The organism is Neolewinella aurantiaca, assembly GCF_008014675.1.
Classification (GTDB): Bacteria; Bacteroidota; Bacteroidia; order Chitinophagales; family Saprospiraceae; genus Neolewinella; species Neolewinella aurantiaca.
Genome location: NZ_VOXD01000031.1, coordinates 23,826 through 48,099, shown reverse-complemented (window position 1 = coordinate 48,099; position 24,274 = coordinate 23,826). Strand labels below are relative to the sequence as shown.

Annotated in this window: 18 protein-coding genes; 10 read left to right on the top strand and 8 right to left on the bottom strand. The window is 52.6% G+C overall.

The genetic code is table 11. The features are described from left to right. Positions 1-99 precede the first annotated feature (99 nt). Positions 100-933, bottom strand: coding sequence for an SDR family NAD(P)-dependent oxidoreductase (locus FUA23_RS17335; RefSeq protein WP_147932030.1), 834 nt, complete (start codon positions 931-933; stop codon positions 100-102). 297 nt (positions 934-1,230) lie between these two features. Here FUA23_RS17335 and FUA23_RS17330 point away from each other — a divergent pair, with 297 nt between their 5' ends. The 4 genes from FUA23_RS17330 (at position 1,231) to FUA23_RS17315 (ending at position 4,821) form a co-directional block, all read left to right on the top strand. Beyond that, positions 1,231-1,953, top strand: coding sequence for a YebC/PmpR family DNA-binding transcriptional regulator (locus FUA23_RS17330; protein WP_147932029.1), 723 nt, complete (start codon positions 1,231-1,233; stop codon positions 1,951-1,953). 138 nt (positions 1,954-2,091) lie between these two features. Next, complete coding sequence (gene galK / locus FUA23_RS17325) at positions 2,092-3,252, top strand: galactokinase (RefSeq protein ID WP_147932028.1); 1,161 nt, start codon at positions 2,092-2,094, stop codon at positions 3,250-3,252. Between the two features lie 37 nt (positions 3,253-3,289). Further along, entirely contained in the window at positions 3,290-3,976 is a 687-nt protein-coding gene (locus FUA23_RS17320) for a TetR/AcrR family transcriptional regulator (protein ID WP_147932027.1), read from the top strand. A gap of 218 nt (positions 3,977-4,194) precedes the next feature. Beyond that, the gene (locus FUA23_RS17315) at positions 4,195-4,821 is read left to right on the top strand and encodes a carbonic anhydrase family protein (protein WP_147932026.1); all 627 of its coding nucleotides are present in this window, start codon (positions 4,195-4,197) and stop codon (positions 4,819-4,821) included. 248 nt (positions 4,822-5,069) lie between these two features. On the opposite strand, the gene FUA23_RS17310 is transcribed toward FUA23_RS17315, so the two are convergent. The 5 genes from FUA23_RS17310 to FUA23_RS17290 form a co-directional block, all read right to left on the bottom strand. Continuing rightward, positions 5,070-9,164, bottom strand: a complete 4,095-nt coding sequence (locus tag FUA23_RS17310; RefSeq protein ID WP_147932025.1) for a choice-of-anchor L domain-containing protein — start codon at positions 9,162-9,164, stop codon at positions 5,070-5,072. 126 nt (positions 9,165-9,290) lie between these two features. Continuing rightward, entirely contained in the window at positions 9,291-9,683 is a 393-nt protein-coding gene (locus tag FUA23_RS17305; protein WP_187271111.1) for a c-type cytochrome, read from the bottom strand. A 127-nt stretch (positions 9,684-9,810) separates the two neighbouring features. Then, a complete protein-coding gene (locus FUA23_RS17300) occupies positions 9,811-10,878 on the bottom strand; it encodes a polysaccharide lyase family 7 protein (protein ID WP_147932023.1) in 1,068 nt (355 codons plus the stop codon). A 408-nt stretch (positions 10,879-11,286) separates the two neighbouring features. Next, positions 11,287-13,095, bottom strand: coding sequence for a flavin monoamine oxidase family protein (locus tag FUA23_RS17295; RefSeq protein ID WP_147932022.1), 1,809 nt, complete (start codon positions 13,093-13,095; stop codon positions 11,287-11,289). 62 nt (positions 13,096-13,157) lie between these two features. Continuing rightward, complete coding sequence (locus FUA23_RS17290; protein ID WP_147932021.1) at positions 13,158-14,960, bottom strand: thiamine pyrophosphate-binding protein; 1,803 nt, start codon at positions 14,958-14,960, stop codon at positions 13,158-13,160. 281 nt (positions 14,961-15,241) lie between these two features. On the opposite strand from FUA23_RS17290, the gene FUA23_RS17285 reads away from it, so the two are divergent. Both FUA23_RS17285 and FUA23_RS17280 read left to right on the top strand, forming a co-directional pair. Next, on the top strand, positions 15,242-16,390 hold the full coding sequence (locus FUA23_RS17285; RefSeq protein ID WP_147932020.1) for an MFS transporter: 1,149 nt from the start codon (positions 15,242-15,244) through the stop codon (positions 16,388-16,390). 285 nt (positions 16,391-16,675) lie between these two features. After that, the gene (locus tag FUA23_RS17280; protein ID WP_147932019.1) at positions 16,676-17,437 is read left to right on the top strand and encodes an AraC family transcriptional regulator; all 762 of its coding nucleotides are present in this window, start codon (positions 16,676-16,678) and stop codon (positions 17,435-17,437) included. Positions 17,438-17,470: 33 nt separating this feature from the next. Here the strand turns inward: FUA23_RS17280 and FUA23_RS17275 are convergent, their stop codons facing one another. Further along, positions 17,471-18,829 carry an alginate export family protein gene (locus FUA23_RS17275; RefSeq protein WP_147932018.1) on the bottom strand — a complete coding sequence of 453 codons (1,359 nt, stop codon included), beginning with the start codon at positions 18,827-18,829 and terminating at the stop codon, positions 17,471-17,473. 173 nt (positions 18,830-19,002) lie between these two features. Here FUA23_RS17275 and FUA23_RS17270 point away from each other — a divergent pair, with 173 nt between their 5' ends. After that, on the top strand, positions 19,003-19,971 hold the full coding sequence (locus tag FUA23_RS17270; protein ID WP_147932017.1) for a septal ring lytic transglycosylase RlpA family protein: 969 nt from the start codon (positions 19,003-19,005) through the stop codon (positions 19,969-19,971). Between the two features lie 64 nt (positions 19,972-20,035). Here FUA23_RS17270 and FUA23_RS17265 read toward each other — a convergent pair whose 3' ends face one another. Further along, positions 20,036-20,614: a cohesin domain-containing protein gene (locus FUA23_RS17265; protein ID WP_147932016.1), complete on the bottom strand. Its 579-nt coding sequence runs from the start codon at positions 20,612-20,614 to the stop codon at positions 20,036-20,038. A gap of 140 nt (positions 20,615-20,754) precedes the next feature. Between FUA23_RS17265 and FUA23_RS17260 the strand changes: the two genes are divergently transcribed. The 3 genes from FUA23_RS17260 to FUA23_RS17250 all read left to right on the top strand — a co-directional run bounded on the left by FUA23_RS17260 (position 20,755) and on the right by FUA23_RS17250 (position 24,245). Next, a complete protein-coding gene (locus tag FUA23_RS17260) occupies positions 20,755-21,759 on the top strand; it encodes an OmpA family protein (RefSeq protein ID WP_147932015.1) in 1,005 nt (334 codons plus the stop codon). A gap of 132 nt (positions 21,760-21,891) precedes the next feature. Beyond that, complete coding sequence (locus tag FUA23_RS17255; protein WP_147932014.1) at positions 21,892-22,650, top strand: DUF6438 domain-containing protein; 759 nt, start codon at positions 21,892-21,894, stop codon at positions 22,648-22,650. A 119-nt stretch (positions 22,651-22,769) separates the two neighbouring features. Further along, positions 22,770-24,245 carry a DoxX family protein gene (locus tag FUA23_RS17250; protein WP_147932013.1) on the top strand — a complete coding sequence of 492 codons (1,476 nt, stop codon included), beginning with the start codon at positions 22,770-22,772 and terminating at the stop codon, positions 24,243-24,245. The last annotated feature ends 29 nt before the right edge of the window (positions 24,246-24,274 follow it).

Here is a 24,274-nt window from a genome sequence, read left to right as displayed (position 1 = left end):
TTTGGGTCTGAAAGTACCGCTTTGATAAGCGAACCGCCAAATAAGAACTGAAATAAGAACAAAGCCGGTTGGGGCGGGGACGCAGGATGCAAGGCGGGTTTACTGAACAGACACGCCGTTGGGCAGGTCGTTTCGGAGGCGTTCTGCGGTAAAGGGCGAAGGCCCGTAAGCGGTCCAGCCTCCATCGACGAGCAGGGTTTGTCCGGTAATATGACGTGCCTGCGGGCTCAGCATAAAAGCAACCGTATGGGCGATGTCTTCGGGCATTCCCACTCTCCCGTTCGGGTTCAGCTTCGACCATATCCCGGCGTAGTCCGGTTCTTCCTCCATCGTTCGCTCGGTGAGCGTTGCTCCCGGAGACACACAATTGATACTGATACCTAGTGGCCCCAGGGGCAATACAAGTTGCTTGGCCAACATACTGATACCGGCCTTCGACATTCCGTAGGCCGCAAGGTTTTTGTACGCCCGTGCGCCTACGTTGGAGCCGATAAGGACGATATTGCCGCCACCGCCTTGTTCCTTCATCAGCTTTGCGGCCGTTTGGGAGAGGAAAAAAGCTCCCCTCAGGTTGAGATCAACCACCTTCTGAAAGCTTTCCGGGCTGAACTCGAAGAAATCACCGAATTCGGTAAGTCCTGCGTTGGCTACGATCATGTCGAGCTTGCTGTTCTCTATTTTGGCGGCAAAATCCACCATCTTGCGGATAAAGACCGGGTCGCCGGCATCGCCGGCGATGGCGTAGGCGCGGGCGTCGCAGTATTCACAACTTTTATTGATCTTATCGACGGCAATATCCGCTGCTTCCTGATCAATGTCGTTTACAACAACGTTTGCTCCTTCGTGCAGCAAGTGCTTGGCGATGGCGAAGCCAATTCCATTGGCCGCTCCAGTCACGATAGCCGTTTTGCCGATGTAAGGTTGATAGTTCATTTAGTATTTGGTTCGGGTTTGTAAAACACTCTTTAGCCCCGGGTTAAGACGAGAGTGACCAGGCACAGTCACTTATAAGTCTTTTAACACGGTGGTGCCGTCCTAATGTTCGGGTGAATGAAATGGTTCTGAAAAGAACTGAATTTGTTTGTCATAAAACGTCAGATTTCCGGAAGACGGCTCAATAAAAGCCCGGAAGGGGCCCACTGGCTTTGCGCTTATCCTAATTTCCAGCACCTTTATATACTACTCCATTTTTAGCTTGCTATATTTGCCGTCCAATTAAAATCAGATTCCATGGGACGCGCATTTGAATACCGCAAAGCAGCGAAAATGAAACGCTGGGCGGGCATGGCCAAAGCCTTTACTAAAGTTGGTCGTGAGATCAACATCGCCATCAAAGAAGGTGGTCCTGACCCGGATTACAACCCGAGGCTTCGCCTGGCGATGAACAACGCCAAGGCCGTGAACATGCCTAAGGCCAATATTGATGCAGCCATCAAACGGGCAACAGATAAAGACACCTCTGCTTACGAAGAGGTAACTTTCGAGGGCTACGGGCCCCACGGCATAGCTGTGTTCGTTGAAGCAACATCAGACAACAACAACCGCACCGTAGCCAGTATCCGCCACGCCTTCAATAAGTACGGAGGCAGCCTCGGCACCAATGGTTCGGTAGACTATATGTTTGTCCGTAAGGGCCAGTTCATCGTTAAAGAAGAGAACTTTGATGGCGACCTCGAAGAACTCGAGCTCGAACTGATCGACTTCGGCCTCGACAGCATCGAGAAGGAAGAAGACGAGATCAACTTTTACACCGCATTCGAAGACTTTGCCACCCTGCGGGACGAGCTCGAGAAACGCAAGATCGAAGTGGCCAAAGCAGAACTCATCCGTATACCGACCCACACCAAGAAGCTGACCGACTCGGAAGTGGACGATGTCCTGGTTCTGATCGAAAAGCTGGAAGAAGACGACGATGTTGCAAACGTCTTCCACACGATGGATGACAGTGAGTAGCTTCGCGTAGAGGAGCGCGGAAAAACCTGTCTGCGGCCTTCCTGCTGCCCGAAGTCAGGTTTCCGCGCGCCACCATCTCTTGCCGGAGAAAACACAGTCATTCGCTTTCTGCGCTTTAGCGTTGAGATAAATAACATTATGCTGCCTCACATCAAAAGCTATTTAGCTGATCATTCATCTGGTTCAGAATTCCCCTTTGCGCTTCACTCTCCCGGGCGGATCAATATCATCGGGGAACATACCGACTATACCGGAGGACTGGTCATGCCAGCTGCGATCGACAAAGGCATCGAGTTCTACGCCCGCCCGATTGAAGGTAATGCCTTACGGCTGCATGCGGTCGACCTGAATGAACAGTTTACGCTTTCCTTACCCGTAGGTACAAAGAAGACGGGGGAGCTTTGGGTAGACTACCTTGCAGGAATCGTACACGAGTTTCAGCTACTTGGCCACGAAGTACCCGCACTGGAGATTGTTTTTGGCGGCAACGTCCCCCGTGGATCGGGAATGAGCAGTTCTGCCGCCCTGGAGGGCGGCATGGCCTTCTTGCTCAACGAAGTTACCGGGGCCGGCATCGGCCGGCCGCAGCTGGCCGTCTTGTGCCGCCGCAGCAGCAACAACTATATCGGCGTACCCACCGGCATCATGGATCAGTTTGCGAGCCTCAACGGCTCTGCTGACGGCCCGATAAAGCTGGATTGCGAAACATTACACTTCACGCCCGTTGTCGCAGATCTGCCGGGATATTCCTGGATACTGGTAAACTCTATGGTTACCCACGAGTTAGGCAGCAGTGAGTACCCCGTACGGGTGAAAGAATGTGCAGCAGCGCTGGCAGCTATTCGGGCTGTTAACCCTGACGTCAATTGCCTCAGCCACGCGACGGATGAGCAACTCTCAGCCGTCGAGGCGAAGCTTTCGGCGAAAGAGCGTAGCCGGGCTCAGTACGTGATTTCCGAAAACCAACGGGTCGAAGAAATGGCACGGGCACTAAACGAGGGCGACGCCACTACGGCGGGCAAGTTGCTGAACGCAACTCATGCCGGCCTGCGGGACGACTTTGAAGTCAGTTGTGCCGAGGTGGATTTCCTGCAGCGTGAAGCGGTGGAGCATTTCGCCGAGCTTGTTGCTGGCTCACGAATCATGGGAGGAGGCTTTGGTGGCTGTACGATCAACCTCGTTAAGACCGATAGTATTCCCGCCCTGAAAGACCACCTGTCGTTGGTGTACGCCATGAAGTACGACCAGCAACCCGAGTTTTACGAGGTTACAATTGGCCCTGGCACTCGTCTTATTTAGTGTTTCCCCTTTCAAAGAATTAATTAAGCTACAGACTATGGCCATTCAGGTACGCATTCTTCCTGCTCCGGAACTTTTTTTAAGAGATCCGCAAGATACCGACCTGGGCCGCAGGATTCTTTCCAATTCTATTCACCTGATGGATGAACTGGGGCTGGAAGCGTTCAACTTTAAAAAGCTGGCCGCCAGACTCGGATCGGCAGAAGCGAGCGTCTACCGTTATTTCAGTAACAAACACCAGCTGCTGTTGTACCTCGTTAACTGGTACTGGGACTGGGTACACCACCTCGTCAACCGCGACATTGCCGGGAAGGCAGAACCCGATGAACGACTGAAAGCTGCAATTGCGGCCCTCACCCGGCCTTTCGTGGACAACCCCGGCGTGCCTTATATCGACGAGCGTAAGCTCCACCAGATCGTGATCAGCGAAGGCTCTAAAGCCTATCACACCAAAAGCGTGGACCAACAGAATAATAAAGGTGTATTCCACGGCTACAAAAGCCTGAGCGATGAGATCTGCCAACTCCTCCTCGCAGTAAACCCTGACTTCCCCTACCCCAGAACCCTCGCCACCTCTTTGTTCGAGATGGCCCATAACCATCCGTATTTCGCAGGCCACATCCCCCAACTCACCGACCTTAAGTCTGGCGATGACCTCAGCGAACGGCTGGAAGAGATGCTTTGGTTCTGGACCTCCACCCTGCTTAAACTCCCGAACAAATAGCTTTTTAGGATTACGGCAGCTTTTTTTCAAATTTCAGTGAACCTTCCGAGTAAGAACCTTGTCTACCCTGATATGACAGTAAAGCTATCAGGCAAGGTAGTAAAGGTATCTGCCAGCTGAGCAAGTCCCATTTCGGCTGATGAAGCCGTAACCTGCTATCACCCCTGCTCCCCTACCCTTTCGGAGCAACTCAACCAGAATTAAAAACAAACTTCGAAATGCATACTCAAACTAAGGAAACTCAGGCTCAGTTAACCCCGGAAGCTGCACTGCGCATTCTCCTGGAAGGCAATAAGCGCTTCCTGAGCCAAAGCCCTGCTGAACGTCACTTCATCGAGCAGGTCAACGCTACCGCTGAAGGGCAATATCCCTTCGCATGCGTACTCAGCTGCATCGACTCCCGCGTCCCCGCCGAACTGGTTTTCGACCAGGGCGTTGGCGACCTGTTCAGTATCCGGATTGCCGGCAACTTCATCAACGACGACATTCTGGGCAGCCTGGAGTTTGGTTGTAAGCTGGCGGGTTCGATGGTTATTATGGTCCTCGGCCACACTTCGTGTGGCGGCGTGAAAGGCGCCTGCGACAACGCAGAACTTGGTCACCTGACCCAAATGCTCGATAAAATCAAGCCTGCCGTAGACGCGGTTAAGACCGAACCAGGCACCGACCGAAGCTCTAAGAACAAGGAGTTCGTCGATCGTGTTGCCGAAGAGAACGTTCGCCTCAATGTGAAGGCCATTCCTGAGCGCAGTTCTGTACTCAAGGGATTGGTTGACGAAGGAAAACTGATCATTGTTGGTGCGATGTACGACGTGTCCTCAGGTAAAGTCACCCTGGTTGACTAAACCCTACCTCAAGACAAAAAAGTCGAAACAGAAAGCGGCCAGAACTCCTTGATTGGAGTTCTGGCCGCTTTGGTTTTAGCAGATATGTTACAACGGTGCCTTTAACTTGTATTGCACCTGCGGTCGCGCCTGACCGTTGATATAGTTGCCTCGGCCATCCCAGCTGACTTTTGACGACCGAGGCAACTATAAATGGTGCTGTATCCGTTACGCTTTAAAGTACTCGGATACAGCACCTGTTTTTAGTGTTAGCGTACGAGACTGAACTGTCCTTCTTCACTCACTTCTGCTCCGTTGATCCGGAACTTGACCAGGTAGAGGTAGATGTCGCTGTTCTGAGGCGTACCGTTTTTAGTACCATCCCAGGCCTGATCAACGTCAGAAGATGAGTATATCTGCTGGCCCCAGCGGTTGAATATGATCATACTGAAGTCAGTGATCTGTCCACCGTAGTAGACCCGGAACTCATCGTTTACGTCATCTCCGTTCGGCGTGATCAACTCGGGGATTTCGTAGTCTGATTCTTCAATTTTGGTAACAATACCATCAAAGAAAGGACAACCGCCCTCCTGGGTAGTAACCGTTACGTTGTAGCGCAGGTTATCGGGAGCGTTTTCATTCGGACCGGGAACCATGACGGTAATCGTTTCACCATTACCCATGTCCGGATTCAGGTTTCCGCTCCACTCATAGTTGACAGCCAGGCCATCCGGTACGCCCAGAACAGAGAGGGTAACCGTATTTCCGCTGAAGACAGTATCTACCTCAACCCCGTTTTCAAGAGTAGCGATAACGATTGGTTCAAAATCTGCGGCAACAACATCCACAGATGTAGAAGCGGTAGCAGTGGTTCCACAGGCATCACCGGTGAAAGTTACGACGTAGGTCGCAGCCATTTCGGGTGTAACCGAAATTTGAATTCCGGTACCTATCTCTTCGCCGTCGACAGTCCAGACGAAAGTACCCTGGGTATCGTCGCTCAACTGAGCGGTGAGGGTGACATCGTCGCCCTTACAGACAACCTCAGGACCGGACGCAGAAACCGTGAACTGATCGCGCAGGCGGAAAGTTACTTCGTCGGTAAAGGTCTCGCATTCACCAATCGTAGTTACGACGTAGGTGGTGTTATCAGCCGGCGGGGTGACCAGTACTTCCGGGTCAGAGGAATCAATTCCTCCGCCAACGATGCGGTAGGTGTAGTCGGGGTTAATGTTACCGACAATTACCCGGCGGGCATCTCCGGTACACACGGTAGTCTCGTTGGTCAGCACGGGCTCCTGATCGACGATAATGTCAATAGCGTACATTGAAGGCATGGTACAATCAGAGCCTTCGGAGGTGACCTCAATGTTGTAAGAGGTTGGTTCGTTTACCGTTGCTACGGGATCAAGGCAATCATCGCAGCTGAGGGTACCGTTCGGGTCTTCCCATTCCAGTTCTCCGTTAGGGCCGGAAGGGTCGAAGCTGACGTTGATCTGAAGTGGTGTTCCCGGACAAACGGAAGGATCAGCAGGATCGAAAATCAGGATTGGAGGCTTGATCACGTTCACCTGGAAGGTGTCGATACGGCCACAGGCACCATTCTCGGTGATGCGGGTAAAGAGGGCAGAATCTTGCGCAAAAACAACTGCGTTGTACAGTTCCTGCGGGCTGGCGATGCCCGGAGCTACCGTCCATTCGTGGGTAATCAGCGGGAAGTCTCCCACATCATAGATCGGAGACTGGATGTAAAAGGTGTCTCCCTGACAGAACGGATCTTTCAGAGGGTCAAGCGTGAGGTCGGTATTGGCCGGAAGAGAATCGGTGCGCACAACGACCGAATCGATCTGGTAACATCCGTTCACAATTGCTTCAACGTAGTATTTCACCTCGGTTTGCGGAGCTACGCGCAGCGTAGATTCGGTGGTTGACCCGATAACACCCGTACTTGGGAACCAGCGGACATCCAGGCCGGCAAAAGGATCTGCTCCAACTTCGATGACGGTCACCTCGTCCCCTACACAACGGAAAATAGTGTCTCCGCCGAAAATCTCGAGGTTACTGCGGATAAGCTCTACCCGAACCGATTGGGTGTCCGAACAAGCACCATTCTCCGCAGTAGAAACCAGAGTAAAGGTAGTGTCGATGAATACCGCAGGATCGTACACCGCGTTCACATCGGTTGAATCGGCAAGAAAGTCTCCGGGGCTGAAATCGTAGAGGGTATTACCCGTAACACGAAGGCTGTCGCTGGCCAGCATGATGGGATAACCCTGGCAAAGCAGGGTGTCACTGATCAGTTCCGGTACAATGAAGACATCGACATCGATGTAGATCGAATCCTTTGCGCTACATCCGCCTCCGGGGCCAACCTCTACGGTGTAGAAGCGGGAGAAGTTGGGTACTACAAAAGGGTTAGGCGTATCGGGGCTGTCGATAAAACCTGAGGTGGTCAGCCAGTTTACGCCCTGATCTTCCACGTTATTGGTTTGCATCAACTGAACAGTATCTCCCCGGCAGATCATGAGGGTATCGGGATTGGTGATTTCCACTTCGGTTTCTACTGCAACCAGATCGAACACCAGGGTGTCGGTACAAAAACCTACCGTGCCCACCAGGGTAACCTGCCCGTCGCCTTCCGGCGTAACGGACGTTACGTTTCCGGTAGCAATGATGACGCCGGTATTAGTGGACCAAGTGTAGGAACTGGCCCCAGTAGCCGACAGATCAAAAGTGGATCCCGGACAGAAGTAAATAGGACCAGTACTGTTTTCAGCCACGAGTTCCACATCGATCCGGTCGCGTAGTGGTATGGAAACAGCGCTTACATCGACGTCGGTATTACAGCCGAAGTCGGCCACGAAGGTGAAGGTGATTTCTTCTTCCCCTTCCTCTGTTCCGTCGGCGATGATCACGATGGGGAAAGTGAGGACGCTTAATCCCGGAGGGAAAACGATGTTTGCAGGCAAACCGGGAAGAATATAGTCCACATTTCTTTCGGCCGAACCGCCGGTTTGCAGCTCGAAGCTCTGGGGAACGTCTTTGCGGTTGTTGTAGGTGATCCGGATAGAGTCCTCGACGTTGAGGCATTCCTCGACGAGGAAGTCGATACCTGCGGTCATGGTAATATCGATGTCCGGCAAGCCACCATCGAGCCCCCCGATGAATACACCTGAATCGTAGAGGTGGTCGCCCCGGTCAGCGATGGCTAGTTTGAGGTGATAGGTTTCACAAGGGATCACATTGGCGCGTGCGCGCAAGGTTTTGGGGTCTCCACGGTATCCGCTGGTAATACCATCGTAAGCCACACTCTGGCCGAGGCGGTTATTGCGGTAATACTGGTTATTGGAATTGTCGTTGATACTGTCGATCTGGACCACAGTCTGCTGTTCGTTATCGAGGACGGCGATGTTTTGCTGTCCGTTGAGTTCTGCTACGCCGTCGATTCCGGGGCCACTGATAAAGAAGGCGAAAATGTCATTCACCTGATTGTCCACAAATTCCGGGTATTCATCGGACCCGAAAGCATAGTCGAAGACCAGTTCATCGGTATTCACAACAACATCGAGTTCCAGTACACATGCATCCTGGGAGATATTGAAGTCTCCGAGTAAAGTACCAAGCGAATCGAGGTCAGCATCTCCGGGGCCGAAAGGTGCTAATTGGTCTGAGCCAAGGCTTCCTCCGGTGTTGGGTCCAACCGCTGCGGCGGCGGAGCCGGTGGTTAATAGAATTCCAGTGGGGATGCCGAGGTCTGAACCGTCACCGGTAAAGACGCCATATTGGCCGGAGGGGCAGTTAAGGGTGATGTTGGAAATAACGGTACCCGGCCGGCGGATAGACTCGGTCAGGGCATCAAGAGTAACGGATGTATCCACCTCGATGGGCAGGGCCGCGTCACAATCTGCGGGGGCACAGTTCCAGCTGGCCGAGAAGCCAGCTCTTTCGGAATCACCGTCTGAGTTGAAAGCGACCGAGAGACAACCGTTGGTGGCAAAGGTGCGGAAGCAAACGCCGCCGTCGGCTTCTCCGCCGCTGTTAGCAGTACCGCCCAGGACGACGATCTCTTCCGCAATTTCATTGTTAAAATCGCCGTCATAGATCGTGAGCCGGTCTCCCCCGGTAGTATTGTCGAAGTCGTAGTATTCGAGGGTAAACTCAATACAATCGCTGCCTCCGGCGGGGCAGATCACAAAGACGTTATTTTCGTCTGTGCCGTAGTTTCCGTCGGGGCCACCGGTGTCAAAAAGTTGGCCGGTACAATCAGTCGAGCTACCTTCATTGATAAGGAAAGTAGACTGGGAAAATAGGTTCGGCAGGCCGGTAAGGGCACAGATCAGTAGTAAGAGTAAACGGTTCTTCATAGGTAAGCCGCCGCTGGTTTAGGTTATGGCACGGGGTTAGCCCGGCCTTTGGTGAGGCCAAAGTACGAATTTTACCCGCTCCGGGTACTATCCGGGCTCACGTAATGCGCACACGTCGCACAGCCGCTATTCTTCCAGCCATCTCCGGGTCTCCTCCACGGTAATCTTCCCAAAGTCGTTCCCCCAGGCCTGATTGATGTAGTTCATGATGTTGACGATCTGGAATTCGGAAAGCTCCTTATTACCGGGCATCTCGTGGTTAAAGGTCACTCCGTTTACGACCATCTCTCCGGACATTCCCTTACGGATGCCCCGAACCACCATCCCCGGATTTTTTTCCAGGTAATCCGACCCGGCCAGGGGTGGCATAAGCTGGCGCAGCCCCTCCCCCGTTTCAAAATGGCAACTCGCGCAATGCTGAAGGTACAGGTTCCGCCCCTGAAGGTGATCGGTTTTGCCGCAGGCAAACGGCAGGGCAATCAGAGTGCAGATAATAGCAAGGTACAGGAGGGAACGCATGGGCATAAACGGCTTTGGCCTTACTAACGGTTGGTTGCCGTTTAGGTTTGTAGCACACCACCTGATTCTTTTGCGGGCGCAGAACGCAGGTGCAGTGGGGAGGGACAAAGGAGCAATGAAGCCCGTTTTATCTGTTCACCGGGGTGCCCGGCCCGACGGTAGCGTCTTTAAACCAAACTTCAGCATAACTTCCGTTGGCGTACTGCTTTTCGATGTCTCCTCCGTAGATGTCGGCTCCTGTGCTCCAGATCATATTGGTTTCCGGAGCCTTACCGTTGGTTTGGTTATACGCCCCCTGCTTGAAATACTGAAGCTCGCCGGCGTAAGCCATCGCACGCTCCGTTCCATCCTGGCCAATCGGAACGAACACCCTTTGGGTCTGCTCGGGGATATCGGCGTATTCAGCAAAATCCGTAGCAATCAGGCTCTTGGTGAACGACACCGGAGGATGCCCCTTACTCGAGAAAGAAACGTACATGACTCCTTCGAATACGTTTATCTCATAGCTGAACTCCTCACCCAAGGCTATTCCGTCTGCAGGTTCTTCCGGATACGTATTTGCGGTTTCGCCCACAACCGACATGTCGTAGCCCCACACCGCTTCGGAGTAATCCCACCGGCCCGAGTTATCGTCCCCTTCGGTGTTGATCTCGTAATTCCAGAAGACCGAACCTTTGGTATGGCCGGGAAACTTCTTGTAGAATATCTTAATCGGTTCGTTCTCGTGACCTTCCGAACCATGAATCTGCCCCACTACGACTGAGTACGAAGCAGCTACCCTTGCGTCTCCGGAGGTAGAGACGTGCATCACCTTCAGGGTTCCCGTGAGTTTACCCCCGGTTTTGGGCAGCCATTCTTCTACCTGATGCAATTCTGTCCGGGTATTGCTGGAGTTTTTCGACGTGGTACCGGAGTTCGGCGTTTTATAGACAACCCAGTCCGCTCCGTCATTGGCAGCGTAGAAGAAATCTTTCTCCTCGTAGCCGATGAGGTCCTTCACGTTAGTTCCATCCCCCAATAATATCTTCCATTCGTCGAGGAACGGAAGCACGTCGCTGGGGTATTTCTTTGTTTCTGAACTATCTGTAGCGGTAACCTCGGGAGAGTTCGAGCAATTGCTCATAGTAATAGCTAACAGCGTTGCTGCAATGATCGGGAACAACTTGATCAGTGTTCGGGAAACCTTAAAATTCATTAAACTGTGTTTGGAAAGACTAATAGATGAACGCGCCGGTTTTTCCTTGTTCTAACCCTGAAAAGATGAGACCGAAAGGATAACCTGAACAGCGTCCGGTGAATGATCAACTTTACGAGGACAACTCGATCTTTAACTGCAACTCCGTTTGTTTCTGAGCGGAAGTGTGGACAATAGTAAGCCTGAAAGTGTTTTGCTAAAGCTAAATATACAGTCTCCTGGCTAAACATATAATGATTGTTTCCGCGCTATGTCCGGTGACCAACTCGTGTCCTGCCCCTTTCCCGCACTGTGTGGACACGACGATCACCGCATTCACCCGATCAAACACAGATGCCCGAAAGACGGCCCCAACGCTTATTGCACCTGCGACCGCGCCCGAAACCTGTTGCTTTTTTTCAATGCTACTTAGCCCCATACACCGCCGAAGCCCTGCCGCCGTTGTTCCGTCGGGATGCTTTTCAGCGTAGGAGCCACCACCTCTTCGTCGGGCAAAGGCTCGATCCTGAAGTGGGCCAGCGCGAGGTCTGCTGAGCGCAAAGACCCGTTTACCCAGGCTTGCATATCAGAAATTGCCTCGTTGCAGAAGTACAGGTTGCGGTCTTTGTACGGTTTCGACAGGTAAGCCCTTGTCTTGCTGTCTTCAGCGTTGAGTTTCCATTGGTGATAAGCATACTCGAAGTCATCTTTGCCGTTCCAGGCACGGTAGCTTGTCATGATCGGCTCCGGCAAATTGGTCGCACCGAACAAGAGGCCGAGTTGTTTCATCATTTCGTCAACCACCGCCTGCGTTGCCGGAAATATCTTCTGCACTTTGGCATCCGAAAAATGAGTCTGCAAGTCGGAGGAAAAGGACGGTGTGATATTCTGCAACCCTTCCCAGAACTGGCTCTTACTGAAATCGGTGTACAAAGTCAGTGCCGCGGGACGATCGTAGTGGCTCTTCTTCAAAGACACTTTTCCCTGCTCCGTTTCGAGGCTTTCGATCGCGTAGAAAGGATAGATCGCATTCAGGGGCAAGGTGGTAAAATTGCCTCCGAACTGAATTTCAGGGCGGCCCGTCATTCCGTTGAGCCACCAGGCCTCCTTGAAGTAAAGGTTGATTTTCATCAGCTCTGCACCTTCCACTTCATTGATGGCCTCCCATAATTTCGGAGCCTCCGCATGTCGGAACAAAGCCGGAGATTTATAGAAGATATCCTGAATTCCCTTCACCGCCGTGGCAATCACAATTTGCTTCGCGCAAACCGACTTGGTCTCCTTGCTGAACGGCGTGGCGTTCTGGCCGAACTCTGCCTCCGACAGGCGAAGCTCAAAGCCGTGCTCTTCCTCGTGCAGACTGTTCAGGTTAGTACTCAGGAAAATGGAAACCCGGTCGCTGATCTTATCAACGATGGCATCCGGCAGGGTACTGAAACCGTCGATAAAAGTGTTGTAGACCGGATTTTTCGGGAAATCCGCCAGCAGCTGAAATGCGCCACCGGCATTGGTGAAAGCCTTGAAGGTGTCCGGGAACCCCGTTGTGTCGGCCAGCATCCGGATGCACTCTTCGGAGTAGCCCATGTCGCGCAACAGTCCCCAGATGTGCCATCGGTTGAGGGTTTTGCCCTTCCATTCTACCTTTTCCCGCACTTCCGTCCACTGGTCGGCCGAGAGTTCCTCGCCCATGGTCCAGTCGTTGGCCTTCAGAATTCGGTTGAAAGCATTGGCGATGATCTGGTTGGGGTCAAGGTTTTTCTCCACCTGTTCGATGTCGTACAATTCTCCCCAGATGGTGTTGTTGCCTGCTGCGGCATCGGCTACGGAAAAGCCGCGCCCTCTGAAGAAAAAGCGGTTGGTATTTACGGGGTCTGCCCCTGGGTTCAGCTCCACTTCACTCTTCATCGGGAAGGGCACGATCTGATTTTCGAGGTTTAGTTCACGAATCAGGTTCATCAGTTCCTTCATGCTGTCGTTGAAGCGCATGCCACCCTGTTCTTCCTTGATCGTGTTTACGTCCTGCTTTTGCTTTCCGGTGGCCAGTTCTCCGTTGTTGGTGAGCCGGATGATGTCGGAATCCAACCTTCCTCCCGTACGGTTCAGGCGTTCGAAGATGGCGATCTTCAGCGAATCGTCGTTCTCAATCAGGCGGTAAGCAGTGTAGAGGCCGGCGATGCCGGCACCGACGATTGCGATGTCATAATCGGCCTTTACATGGAGGTCTTTGAAGTTTTGCATTATGGGTTGGTTGAAAAGAAACGGGTAATAAATGGTTGTTCAGCGGAAGGCCGCCACAGCTCCTAAAATTTATCGGCCGGAGGCCAGTTTTCGTTTGCGGTCTCGTCTTCGCCGACACCACCGGCCCCGGCGAGCAGATCGGCGGGGATATCGGTTTTAGGCACGACGATTTCCACGAGAAAATTCCGGTCGGGACAGTCGTCGATCTCGCAGAACACCTCTTCCAGTTGCGCCAGTGATTCTACCCTGCGGCCGATGCTTCCGAAGGATTCGCCCAGCTTTACGAAATCCCACTGGTGGAGATCGTTGTAGCTGTAAACGGAGTTCAGCAGGTCATCCTGAGGAGGGTAATCGACGGGAGAATTACGGAAAGGATTGGGATTGACGAGGTACTGCTCGATGCCGTAAATGGTATTTGACAGCACAAAGACCACGTTGTTCTGGCCATGGTAGTTCTGATCGGAGACCGCCTGGCATACCTCTTGAAAAGCGCCATCGCCGACGACCACGAAGGTCCTTTTGCATTCCCCGGTTTTTGCCATCCGGCGGCAGGCCTGCGCAACGCCCGTTGCTGCGGCAACGGGATAACCGATAGACAGCCAAACGCCATCGGTCAGATAGCCGTTTCTGGAGACTCCGGTCAGGTACGAAGCGATACTGAGCGTAAACCCGACTCCTGAAAGGAGGATATCGTCGTGTCTCCAATTGCGTTGCAATTGGTGGAAGAAAGTATCGAACGTCAGCATATCCCCCAGCTTAGGAGCGGGCAACGGAGCCAGCGCTTTACCGCTCAATTCCAGGTGTTTGGCCGCAGCAATTGCGGCGTTGAGTTCCCTGATAAAATCAGGCAGGGCCACCATCGGGAAGAACTGCGCGCCAACCAAAACGCCGCCGTTGCAGGCAACAATCAGGCGCTCGTCCCTGATGTTCTGGCTGGCTACGTTGGCATCCACCGTCCACCCACCGATACCCAGCAGGCAGTAATCGGGCTGGGGGTCGTACGTCATGTTCTTGCCGACCACCCGGCAACTATCGAACAATGGGTGCTGCTCGTCGAGCACGGATTTACTCAGGAAAGAAGTGATGAATTTAATAGGGGTTCCGCCCTCGGGCACGTGTTTATTGAGTTGGTGCAGCAGGGCTTCGAAAGGTCCGGTAAGCTGTTGCTGCCGCAGCTCAATCCCCGCCCAGGCGACCACCCGGGGGTAGCATTCGATTACTTCCATTGCCGCAGCAACCGCCTGGCCGACTTCGGAAACCGAGGTGGTCCGGCCGGGGTCTACCCTCAGTTCTCCTACCGGCGGTGGACAGGGAGCACGCCAGACATCTTCGGCAACTTCCAGGTAAGCGGGCTGCTGGCAGGCCATCATCGCGGTGAGAACCTTATCGATCTGAAACGGAGCAAGGTTAGCATTGGTGATGCGCTCCGCAGCAACGGTAACTTTCTGAAACACGTCCAGGTCTGCGAGTTGGTTCCCCGTGGAATGGGAAAACAGCAGCCCTGCATTTTTTTCGATGATGTTCTCTTTATTTGTCGGTGCGCCGTTGATCACCAGAACGGGCACTTTCTCCACATAAGAGCCTGCGGTGGCGTTGAGTAAACTGAAAGAGCCAACGCCGTAGGTTACAAAAACGGCTCCGTAGCCACAGTAGCGGGCGTAGGCATCGGCGGCGTAGCCGGCGTTCATTTCGGTACTCGTTCCCAGGAGTTTGATTCGTTGTTCCGCATCAGCCAGTACAGTGTCCAGAAACGGCGCGGCGTAATTTCCCGCAACGCCGAACATGTCCTGAACCCCCAACTCAATCAGCCGGACCTTCAGATAATTGGCAACAGTGTTTGCGGCCGGGGCTTTCAGTAAAAGCATTTCAATGGGTAGGTTTCTTCGGTTACATGAACGCGTACAATGTATAGGATTTTTCATCAGCTCAACTGCCAAGCGGCTAAAAACAAGGGTAAATACGTGTTTCGATGCGTACAAAAACTCAAAACAGCGGCCATTCGGCGCGAACGCAGGTGCAAAGATGGTTTTTGAGGGATTGAGTGCCCCATTGGATATTCCCCGGCTTGCTTCCCGGTTTCCATTTTTGCAAACTTATTTAGGAGTTTGGTACGCGCACTGTCTGGGAGCGGGCAGACTTTTGCAGTATGAATAAAATATCAAACTTCGGAATCTTCACCCTCTTGCTTGTCAGCAGCTTAACGATAATGGTTGGTACCGTGATTGCTCCGTCCTTGTCGGGTATCGTAGCAAACAGGGATTTGAGCTTCGCGCCCGGCTGGTTGATTACGCTTCCTTCTCTGGGCGTAGTGTTATCGGCCCAACTTGTGGGCCGTCTCCTCAACAGACTGGGCACCTTAAAACTTATGATGTGGGGCCTGACACCCTACGCTTTGCTCGGCCTCGCCGGAGCCTTCATCGTGAACGATTACCTGTTGATTCTGGACCGGGTTTTACTCGGCGTGGCTTCGGTGGCAATTCAGGTATCAGTAACGGCTTACATCGCAGACTTTTTCACCGGCGAGACGCGGATCAGGATGATCGCCTGGCAAGGAATGTCCATTGAGCTTGGCGGCGTCATCTTCCTGGCAATCGGAGGTGTGCTCGGAGAGTTGAACTGGCAGTTCCCCTTTTACATCTATCTGATCGCGCTGTTGTGCCTGCTTTTTGTGGTCAAATCACTGCCCGACCCCGCCGAAAAACCTCTCCCCAGGGAAGGCGGTTTAATCGTTAGCGGCAAAGCCGCTGCCAAAATGAGGTTAATTCTGATCGCTTCAGGGTTGGCTATGATGTTGTTCTTCATCGGTTTTGTAACCCTGCCGCTGTACCTGCCCCAGTCGTTTGGGTTCAGTGAATCCGAGACGGGATATTTTCTGGCATTCATCTCGGTGGTTGCCATCATCACCGCCAGCCAGATGCCCAAGATGGTTAAGCTCCTGGGAGACGGTAAAACGGTTGCGCTGGGCTTTATGCTTTTCATGACGGGCTACCTCATCCTGGCACTCATGAGTGCGGTTCCCTTCCTCATTCTCACCACCATCTTTATCGGGATCGGCTTCGGCTTCACCATTCCTCTCCTGAATTACATGACCGTTGAGACGAGCAACGCACAGAACCAGGGTAAAAACCTCGGCTTGTTTTCCATGGCGGTGTTTGGCGGGCAGTTCCTCTCTACGTTTATAGAGTATATCTCCGACAACTACACCGCCATTTACAGCATAACGGCCGCCCTGGCGCTGACGATCAGCGTTACGATGTTTTTCCTTTTCCGGAGAAACGCCGCTGTCCCTGAGTAATAGCTTATTTTTCCTGATTGGCCCCCGATAAGTACACCCCTTGCCCGGGCGCAAACCAGATTGTTGCTCCCCCCCCTCCCAGCCTCCTCACACCGCTGCGCTGGGGAGGAGCAATCGCGACAATCTGGTTTGCGCCCCCTTGCCCTCGGGTGAATAACAGAGTGCAGGTTATGAGGGCCAGAGGAGAGGGAGATTCGTGCATCTCGTGACACACCCTCTCCCCCAACCGATCTCAGAAGACCGGCCGAAATTCTTCTTACTTTTGAGACCAGTCCTCAGCAGCACATGGGTAAAGAAGAGCTACAAAACAAGGTGAAAATCGTAGAAGAATTCACAAGTAACGACCAGTTGCTTTCGGACAATTCTATGGGGATTTACTTCATGCCCCATCCTGACGCAACCCTTTCCATTCATTTCAAACCCCTGAATGAAATCTTTTCGGAAAAGGTGCTTACCCATCAGGGCGGCAAGCTGCTCAACTTCGAACGCGACCTGATCGATGAAGACGACATAGAGTATGCCCTCGATGTATTATCGATATTCAACAAATACCCCCTCTTCGTCTTGTCCGAACCGGACAAGGTTCGTAAGATCCGGCAACTGCTGGCACTGGTGGAAGAAGAGTATCACAATGCTTCCGGTTCCTACATTATGCTCAAGACTTTGCTGAAGGTTCTCTTGCTTCAGATGATAAGGTACCAGAATGACGACTTTCTGGTACAGGACCTGAATCAGAAGAGGGTTTTTCAGTTCCTGGAGCTGATGGAAATAAACTTCCTGCAGGAGACCGCCCCGCTATTCTACGCCAACAGCATAGGGATCAGTACCAAACGCCTGAACCAAATTCTCAAGGAAAAGCTGAATATGACCGCAAAACAAATCATTCAGCAACGCCAGATAACCGAAGCTAAGCGTCAATTGATCAGGAGTGAGATTTCCACAAAAGAGCTGGCTTTTGAACTGGGCTTCGATTCCATCAGTAGCTTCTCAAGGTTTTTCAAGAACAACACCGGGCTCAGCCCAACCGCTTTCAAGCAGGAAAACTGAAGCTTTGTAATCAGTTCCGTGATCAACGAACTGTTAGATTTTTTTGATAACCTGCAAGTAGCCGTGGGCGATATTACGGGTCTCGTTTTCGTTTACCCGAACCGCCCGGGTATAGCTGCCGAGTATAAACAGAGAAGCACCGAAATCAAGCGTCCAGGTTTTCTTTTGGTTCCAGAAGCGGACCCTGCTGTCGAGGGTATGCCCCAGAAAACGCCCCGACGCGCCGCTGGTGTCCTGATATTTCCCGATGATAAAGGCATCCGTAGCCGAAGCGAGGTTTGCGTACGAATAGTGCACCCTGGCATCCCAACGGGCTTCCGGCAGCAATTCGACGCGCAGGCCCGTTGCGGACAGGTTAGAAGGCGTGAGCGGCCCGTGGATCGAGGTATTGTTGAGGTCCGTTCGTCGTCCGCCAAACAAGCGTTCGAATTGCTGGAACTCATCGCCTGACGGGTCCTTGTCGCCACTCGCCACATAGTGCTGGAAGGCCACGTTCACTTTTAAGGGCAAACTGAAAGTGTACCCGGCCCGGAACAACAGCATATGGGCAGATACAGCCAGGGGAGCACCGTCAATAAAATCGTTTTCAGCCTGACGGGAACCACACCGGTAAGCAAACTCAACATCGTAGTTGAAGCGGTTTTCTTTTATTGGTTCCTGAAGCCTCAACCCCGTTGTGACGTAAAACCGGTTGCTGGAGCTCTTCCGAAAGGTATCCTGCTCATCGAAGCCGTAAACGAAGGCTTCCGCCCATTTGGGTCCACGATCTGTAAAAGGTCTGTGGTTCCGGTAATGAACGGCCCAGATATGTTGATTCCACATCTCCCTGTCCCACATAAACTCATTGCCCAACACCTGTGATTTCTCCTTCGGCAGTCTGTCGATCGGTACGACGTAGAAAACGTGCAGTTCGTCTTTTTTGTGGTTCTGCTCAAGGTAATGACCGCCGGTGTACGCCTTGATGACGTTCGCGTAGCTCACGCGCTCAATCTGTCTTTTGGATCCGACAGAGACGGTTTGGCGCCCAAGCTTCAAAGTGGCTTCTCCTTCTTTCCGGAGGAGCGGTTTGGTTTTCACTTCCACGTAGCCCTGAAGTATATCCGCAACATTAGTAAAACTACTGGAAACCGGACTATTCCCATCGCCCAGGTAAGTTCTTGAGTCCTGTAGTTCGAGCCCCACCTTTACCTTTTTACTTCCGTAGCGAAAGTGAAGGAGCGTGCGGAAGAGCAAGAGTTGATCGCTCCCGGATTTACCCGCTCTGAACTGCCCGTTCGAATGTTCGTAGCGCGCGCGTAATTCTCCCTGAAAATCAAGCTTTAAGGAATCCGTTTTTTGTGCGAACGATACCGTACACATCAGAAAGAGCAGAGCGAATAAGGTTGTTTTCATTTAGTTGAATCATCGTAAAATAGCAATATTGCAATATTACGACAACACAAAGGCCTGGCAAAAGTCCTGCCGCAAAAATGGCGAGCATCATACAACTTTATTTATCCTGAACCGACACAACAAACCAAACCCCCACGCAAAAACGTTTGCTTTAGCAAACAACCCAAATAACTATGAGATTTTTACTGATACTGAGTTTCCTGACCTTTACTTCTACCCTGCTCACCGCTCAGTTGGTTGGCGAGACCGAAAACGGACTAGCCAGTTACTACAGCAACGAATACCAGGGCGCTAAAACGGCCTACGAAGAAGTGTACAACAAAGACGAGCTCGTTGCCGCTCACCGGATGTACCCATTCAACAGCATCGTCCGGGTGCGGAACGTGGAGAACAATAAATCCGTCACCGTCCGTATTATCGACAAAGGCCCGTTCATTAAAGGACGCATTATTGAACTCAGTGAGCGAGCTGCCGCCAACATCGGCATGATCGGCAAAGAAACCGTGCAGGTAGAGCTTACCCTTATTTCCACGCCTGACCAGCCCGCGCAGCCGGGCCTCACCGCCGCTCAGGAAGCCGAAGAGCAGCGGCGCATAGACGCCGTTTTGGAAGAAACCAACCGGGTAACCACCACTCCCGCCGTTACCGAAACACCCGAGCCAGCGCCACAAACTGCCGACCGCCCCACCACTGCTCCATCAACCTACAGTGAACCTGCGGCCGCGCCCGAAAAACCCGCCGAACAGGTTCGGGCACCGGAGCCGACGGTATCGGTAACCGAAGCGAAAGCAATTGTCAAAGCTACCCCGGTAAGTAACAACGAAGTGGTGCGCAAAGCCGGGTTTGATGCTGGCACGTACAAAATCGAACTCTCAAAACCCACCGCTGGAACCTATGGCGTACAGGTCGGCAGCTTCAAAGATCTGGAAAGCGCGATGATCAAAGTGACCGAGTTACAGGCCAAATGGTTTGATAACATCATGCTGGAAAAAGTAAGCACCGGTACCGGCTCGGTTTATAAAGTCATCCTTGGCCCAAGCGATAAACCCGATGGGTTCGCCACCCAAAAGAGTGCCGCCCGGTTTGCTTCAGACCTGAAATCACGCTACAAAATTCCCGGTTTCACCGTTGAGATAAAGTAGAAAAAAGAAGTGCTGCCGCGGCGCGACCGCACTGGTTTCGTGCGGCGGCACTCCTTTTTTGTTTTTATTTGCTGGTCACTTTACCGTTGGCGTACACGAACCGCAGTTCGGCCATATCAGCGGCAACTACCTCGAAGGAAGTCGGGCCGTCCGAGAAACGCACCTCAGTTTCCTGCCCTTTATCCTGCAGGTTGATGAAGCAGATCTCGAACATCTTGTAGTTGTCTTCTTTGGTAACGCCTTTGAGGCTCAGGTCGGTCCACAGCGTGGAAACAACGCCCCGCTCGGCAAAGCGGGTACCGAAATTGTCCGCTCCGTAGCCCGGCAGACTAGTGGCCCGGATGGATTTGTACTCCAGGGCAGCACTATCGAACCGCATCGTGTACTGCAAGCCAATCAGGTTATTGAAGCCGGTGGCTTCAACCGGCAAACAGACCAGTTGGCCTTTTTTTGCCTTGGCTTCTCCCATACGCATTATTAGTGCCGGGGAACTGTTTCCCGCCTGGTCGGATTCCTGACGGAGTGGAGTACGGGGGTTGACTTTGCCCATAACGGCTTCTCCGTTTTGCTGAGCATTTGTAGCGCTGCTGCTACAACTAAGAATTACCATTAACAGGCTGGAGGATAGTAAATATTTCATCATTTTAAGAGAGACTTTTGCGTAAGCAAAGGTAGTTCTACCTCCGGCTAAATTTGAGTCCGGTGCAAACTTCGGTGAATTATCCTACTTTTAGGCTTATAATTAAGGAAAACTTACCAATTAAAGCTGTTCAAACCAACACCATGAAACGATTAATCATACCCGCCCTATTGACTGCCATCGGAATGTCTGCCTGTGTGCCAAAAAATCAGTACGAAGCGCTGGAGACGGAACGTAACTACTACCGTAACCAAACGGCACTTGCTGACAGTCTGAACGATCAGCGGGCCATTTCGTCGTACGACGAAGTAGACGTTACCGGTGTTGAGCTTAACCAACGCATTCGTCAGGTAGAAGCACTTACGGCCACCAACGTGGCCCTTAACCAGAGTTACCAATCTTTGCAGGCGCGCTACGAAGAGCTTCTGGGCCAAAGCCAGGAACTGTTGAGTACCAGCGGAGACCAGGTAAGCAGCCTGCAACAAAGCCTTGCCGAACGCACTACTGCAGTTAGCCAGCGCGAAGACGAACTCCGCCAGATGGAGGTCGATCTTGCCGCACGTGAGGCAGCGATTGCCCGGGTGGAAGCAGATTTCCAGACGGCCGGCGACGCGCCCGGAACTTACGGTTCCTCCGCATCAGCACCTCTGGCCTACGGAAGCAGCGTTACCCCACAGAACCTCTCGGCCAGCCAGAACACAGCCCTGCGCATCAACGAAATCCAAAGCGAACTGAGCCAGGTACTGGCGAGCTACCCGGTTTCTTCGCAAAAGATGGAAGTCGAAGGTTCGGACAAACTCCGCGTCACTCTGAGCGAGTCGCTGCTCTCTTCCGATGGCTTCTCCATTAACCCTGCCGGACAAAGCCTGCTCCGTAGTATTGCCGGCGTTTTACGTAACTATGCTTCTGCAGAAATTCTGGTGATCGGCCACGCCGACAATACCGGAGGAAACGCGCTGCGCGCTTATGAGGACAGTTCCGACAAAGCCATCAATGCTGCAACCCAACTCATCAATTTCGGCATCTCGCCCCGCAAGCTCACCGTTGCCGGTAAAGGGTTCTACGATCCCGTAACGAATGGTATCACCCAGGTCGATCTCGAGAAAAACCGTCGGACAGAACTCGTGATTTCAGTCTACGAATACTAACCAACAGTTCAGATTCAGTATTTCTTCAGGCGCGAACGCAGGTGCATACAAAGCTTTGCGGCATCAGGATTGATCTGATGCCTGAGTTTCTTTTCATCACCCCGTGTCTCTTCACCACTCTCCCAACACCCAATGAACCTCACTCACTTCCTGATCGTTGCCGCCGCACTGACGGCATTCCTCACCACCGCCTGCGACCCGGCGACCGTACTTGGTCCACAGGCCGAACGAGCCGACAATTACGACCTCCGGGTGCGGTATCACCGCGGAAGTTGTTACGGTCGGTGCGAAGTTTACACGCTCAACGTCTATGATAACGGGCTCCTCGTCTTCGAGGGTGAACGCTTCACCGACCGCCCGGGAACCTGGCAAAAAAGCATCGATCGCCGCCGGGTGAACAGCCTGCTCGACAGTTTCGCGATGTCTGATTTCGCCAATTACCCCCGTAGTTTCCGTGGTGAGATCCCAGACGCCGCAACCATTGAGGTAACTTACTACGACGACGAAGGCAAATCTTACCAGACTTCCTTCAAAGACTCCGCTCCTGCGGAGTTACAGATCCTGAGCAACAAGCTCCACGACCTGGCTCACCTGCCCAACTACCGCCTTGTTTCCGATACCATCGCCGGAACAAAAAAACAACCCGTTGCGGCTCAGGAACGGCAGGAGATCATCGTTCAGCTCAAAGAGGGCATCACGCCCGAGGCCTGGGTGGTTGCGTACAGCAAACAAAACGTCCGGATCAAAAGCAGGATCTCTCCCCGCAGCCCCTACTACGTCATCACCGCCGATCCCAACGTTATGGCCGCTGAAGAACTTCTGGAATTTCTGCGCCAGGATAAGGACGTCGTTTCAGCACAACTGAACCAGGAAGTCAGGCCGAGACGATAAGCGGACCACTGCCCTGGCTGCTTTTACTTTGCTTTAACAAGCTATTGACAGAAACCAGTAAACCACACAAGGCCTGAGGCGTAGTACCTTCGCCCTTAACTGAACTAAGGTATACTGCTATGACGCTGACAACAATCCTGCTAATCATCACCGCCGCGGCCATCGTGCTCACCGGTGTTACGTACTTCTGGCTAAAGCATAAAGACAGCCTGGTCGTTAGTTTTCTACAAAACTGGACCGGAGCACTCTTTCTGTTTTCCGGCTACGTGAAAGCCGTCGATCCCCTTGGTACAGCCTATAAGATGGAGCAGTATTTTGCCGAGTTTCAGGCCACCTTTGCCGATACGGCGCTGAGTTTCATTGCGCCCATGTTTCCCTTTCTGGCCGAGTACGCCGTTGGCGTTTCGGTTTTCATGATCGTGCTGGAGATCGTGTTGGGCCTGGCCCTCATCATTGGTTTCCGCCCCAAACTGACGAGTTGGGTTTTCTTTCTCATCGTACTGTTCTTCACGCTGCTGACCGGTTTCACCTTCATGACGGGCTACGTGCCTTCGGGTGTAAACTTCTTCTCCTTCAGCGAATGGGGACCATTTGCGGAGAGTAACATGAAGGTTACCGACTGTGGCTGTTTCGGAGATTTCATCAAGCTGGAGCCCTTCACCAGTTTCCTGAAGGATGTGGCCATCATGGTTCCTGCCCTCATCTTCCTGTTTGCAACAAGAGTAATGCACCAATTGGATACTAAGGAAACGATGATCACCTCTACGGTATTGACCTTTCCGGCGGCCCCGCTCATGGGCTCTATCATACCTGCCGCAACAGCGCTGGTTTTTGGCGCTTGTGCCTTGCTCCTCAAAACGATGAAAGCACCTGCGGCCCGCGCCCTAGCCATTGCTATCCTCACCGTCGGCACCCTGGTCTACTGTATGAGTAACTACGTCTGGAACATCCCCGGTCAGGATTTCCGCCCCTTCAAGGTAAATACCGATGTGGCCGCCGTGAAGCAGGCCGAAATGGAGGCAGCCTCCGCAGTACAGGTGATTGGTTACAAGATGGTCAATAAAGCCGACGGTACCGTAAAAGAACTTAGCATGGATGAGTTTCTTGCGTCCTACAAAGACTACCCCGAAGAGGCGTGGGAATACAACCAGCTCAAATCTGAACTCAGCATTAAGCCGACGAAGATCAGCGATTTCGAAATGACCGATGAAACCGGCGACGACCCCATCCCCGCCATGCTGGCCGACGATGGGTATTCCTTCCTCATCGTTGCCTTCAAACTGAAAGGTGAAAAGGGAAACTGGAAACCCGGTTACCTCGATGACTGGAAAGAAGACATTAAGCCCCTCACCGATGCTGCCCTCGCTGCCGGCCACAAAGTATACGGCCTCACTAAGCTCAACGACCCTGCCGCCATCAATGATTTCCGCCAGACCATCGGCGTCGATTACCCCTTCTGGCAAGGCGACGACATCATGCTAAAAACGATCATCCGCTCCAACCCCGGCGTTGTGCTGATGAAGGACGGCGTAATCCTCGGCAAATGGCACCACACTAAAGTACCGCCGTTTGCAGAAATGGATGAGATCAAATAAAAATTGATCATGTTCGGAAAAAGTGCTCA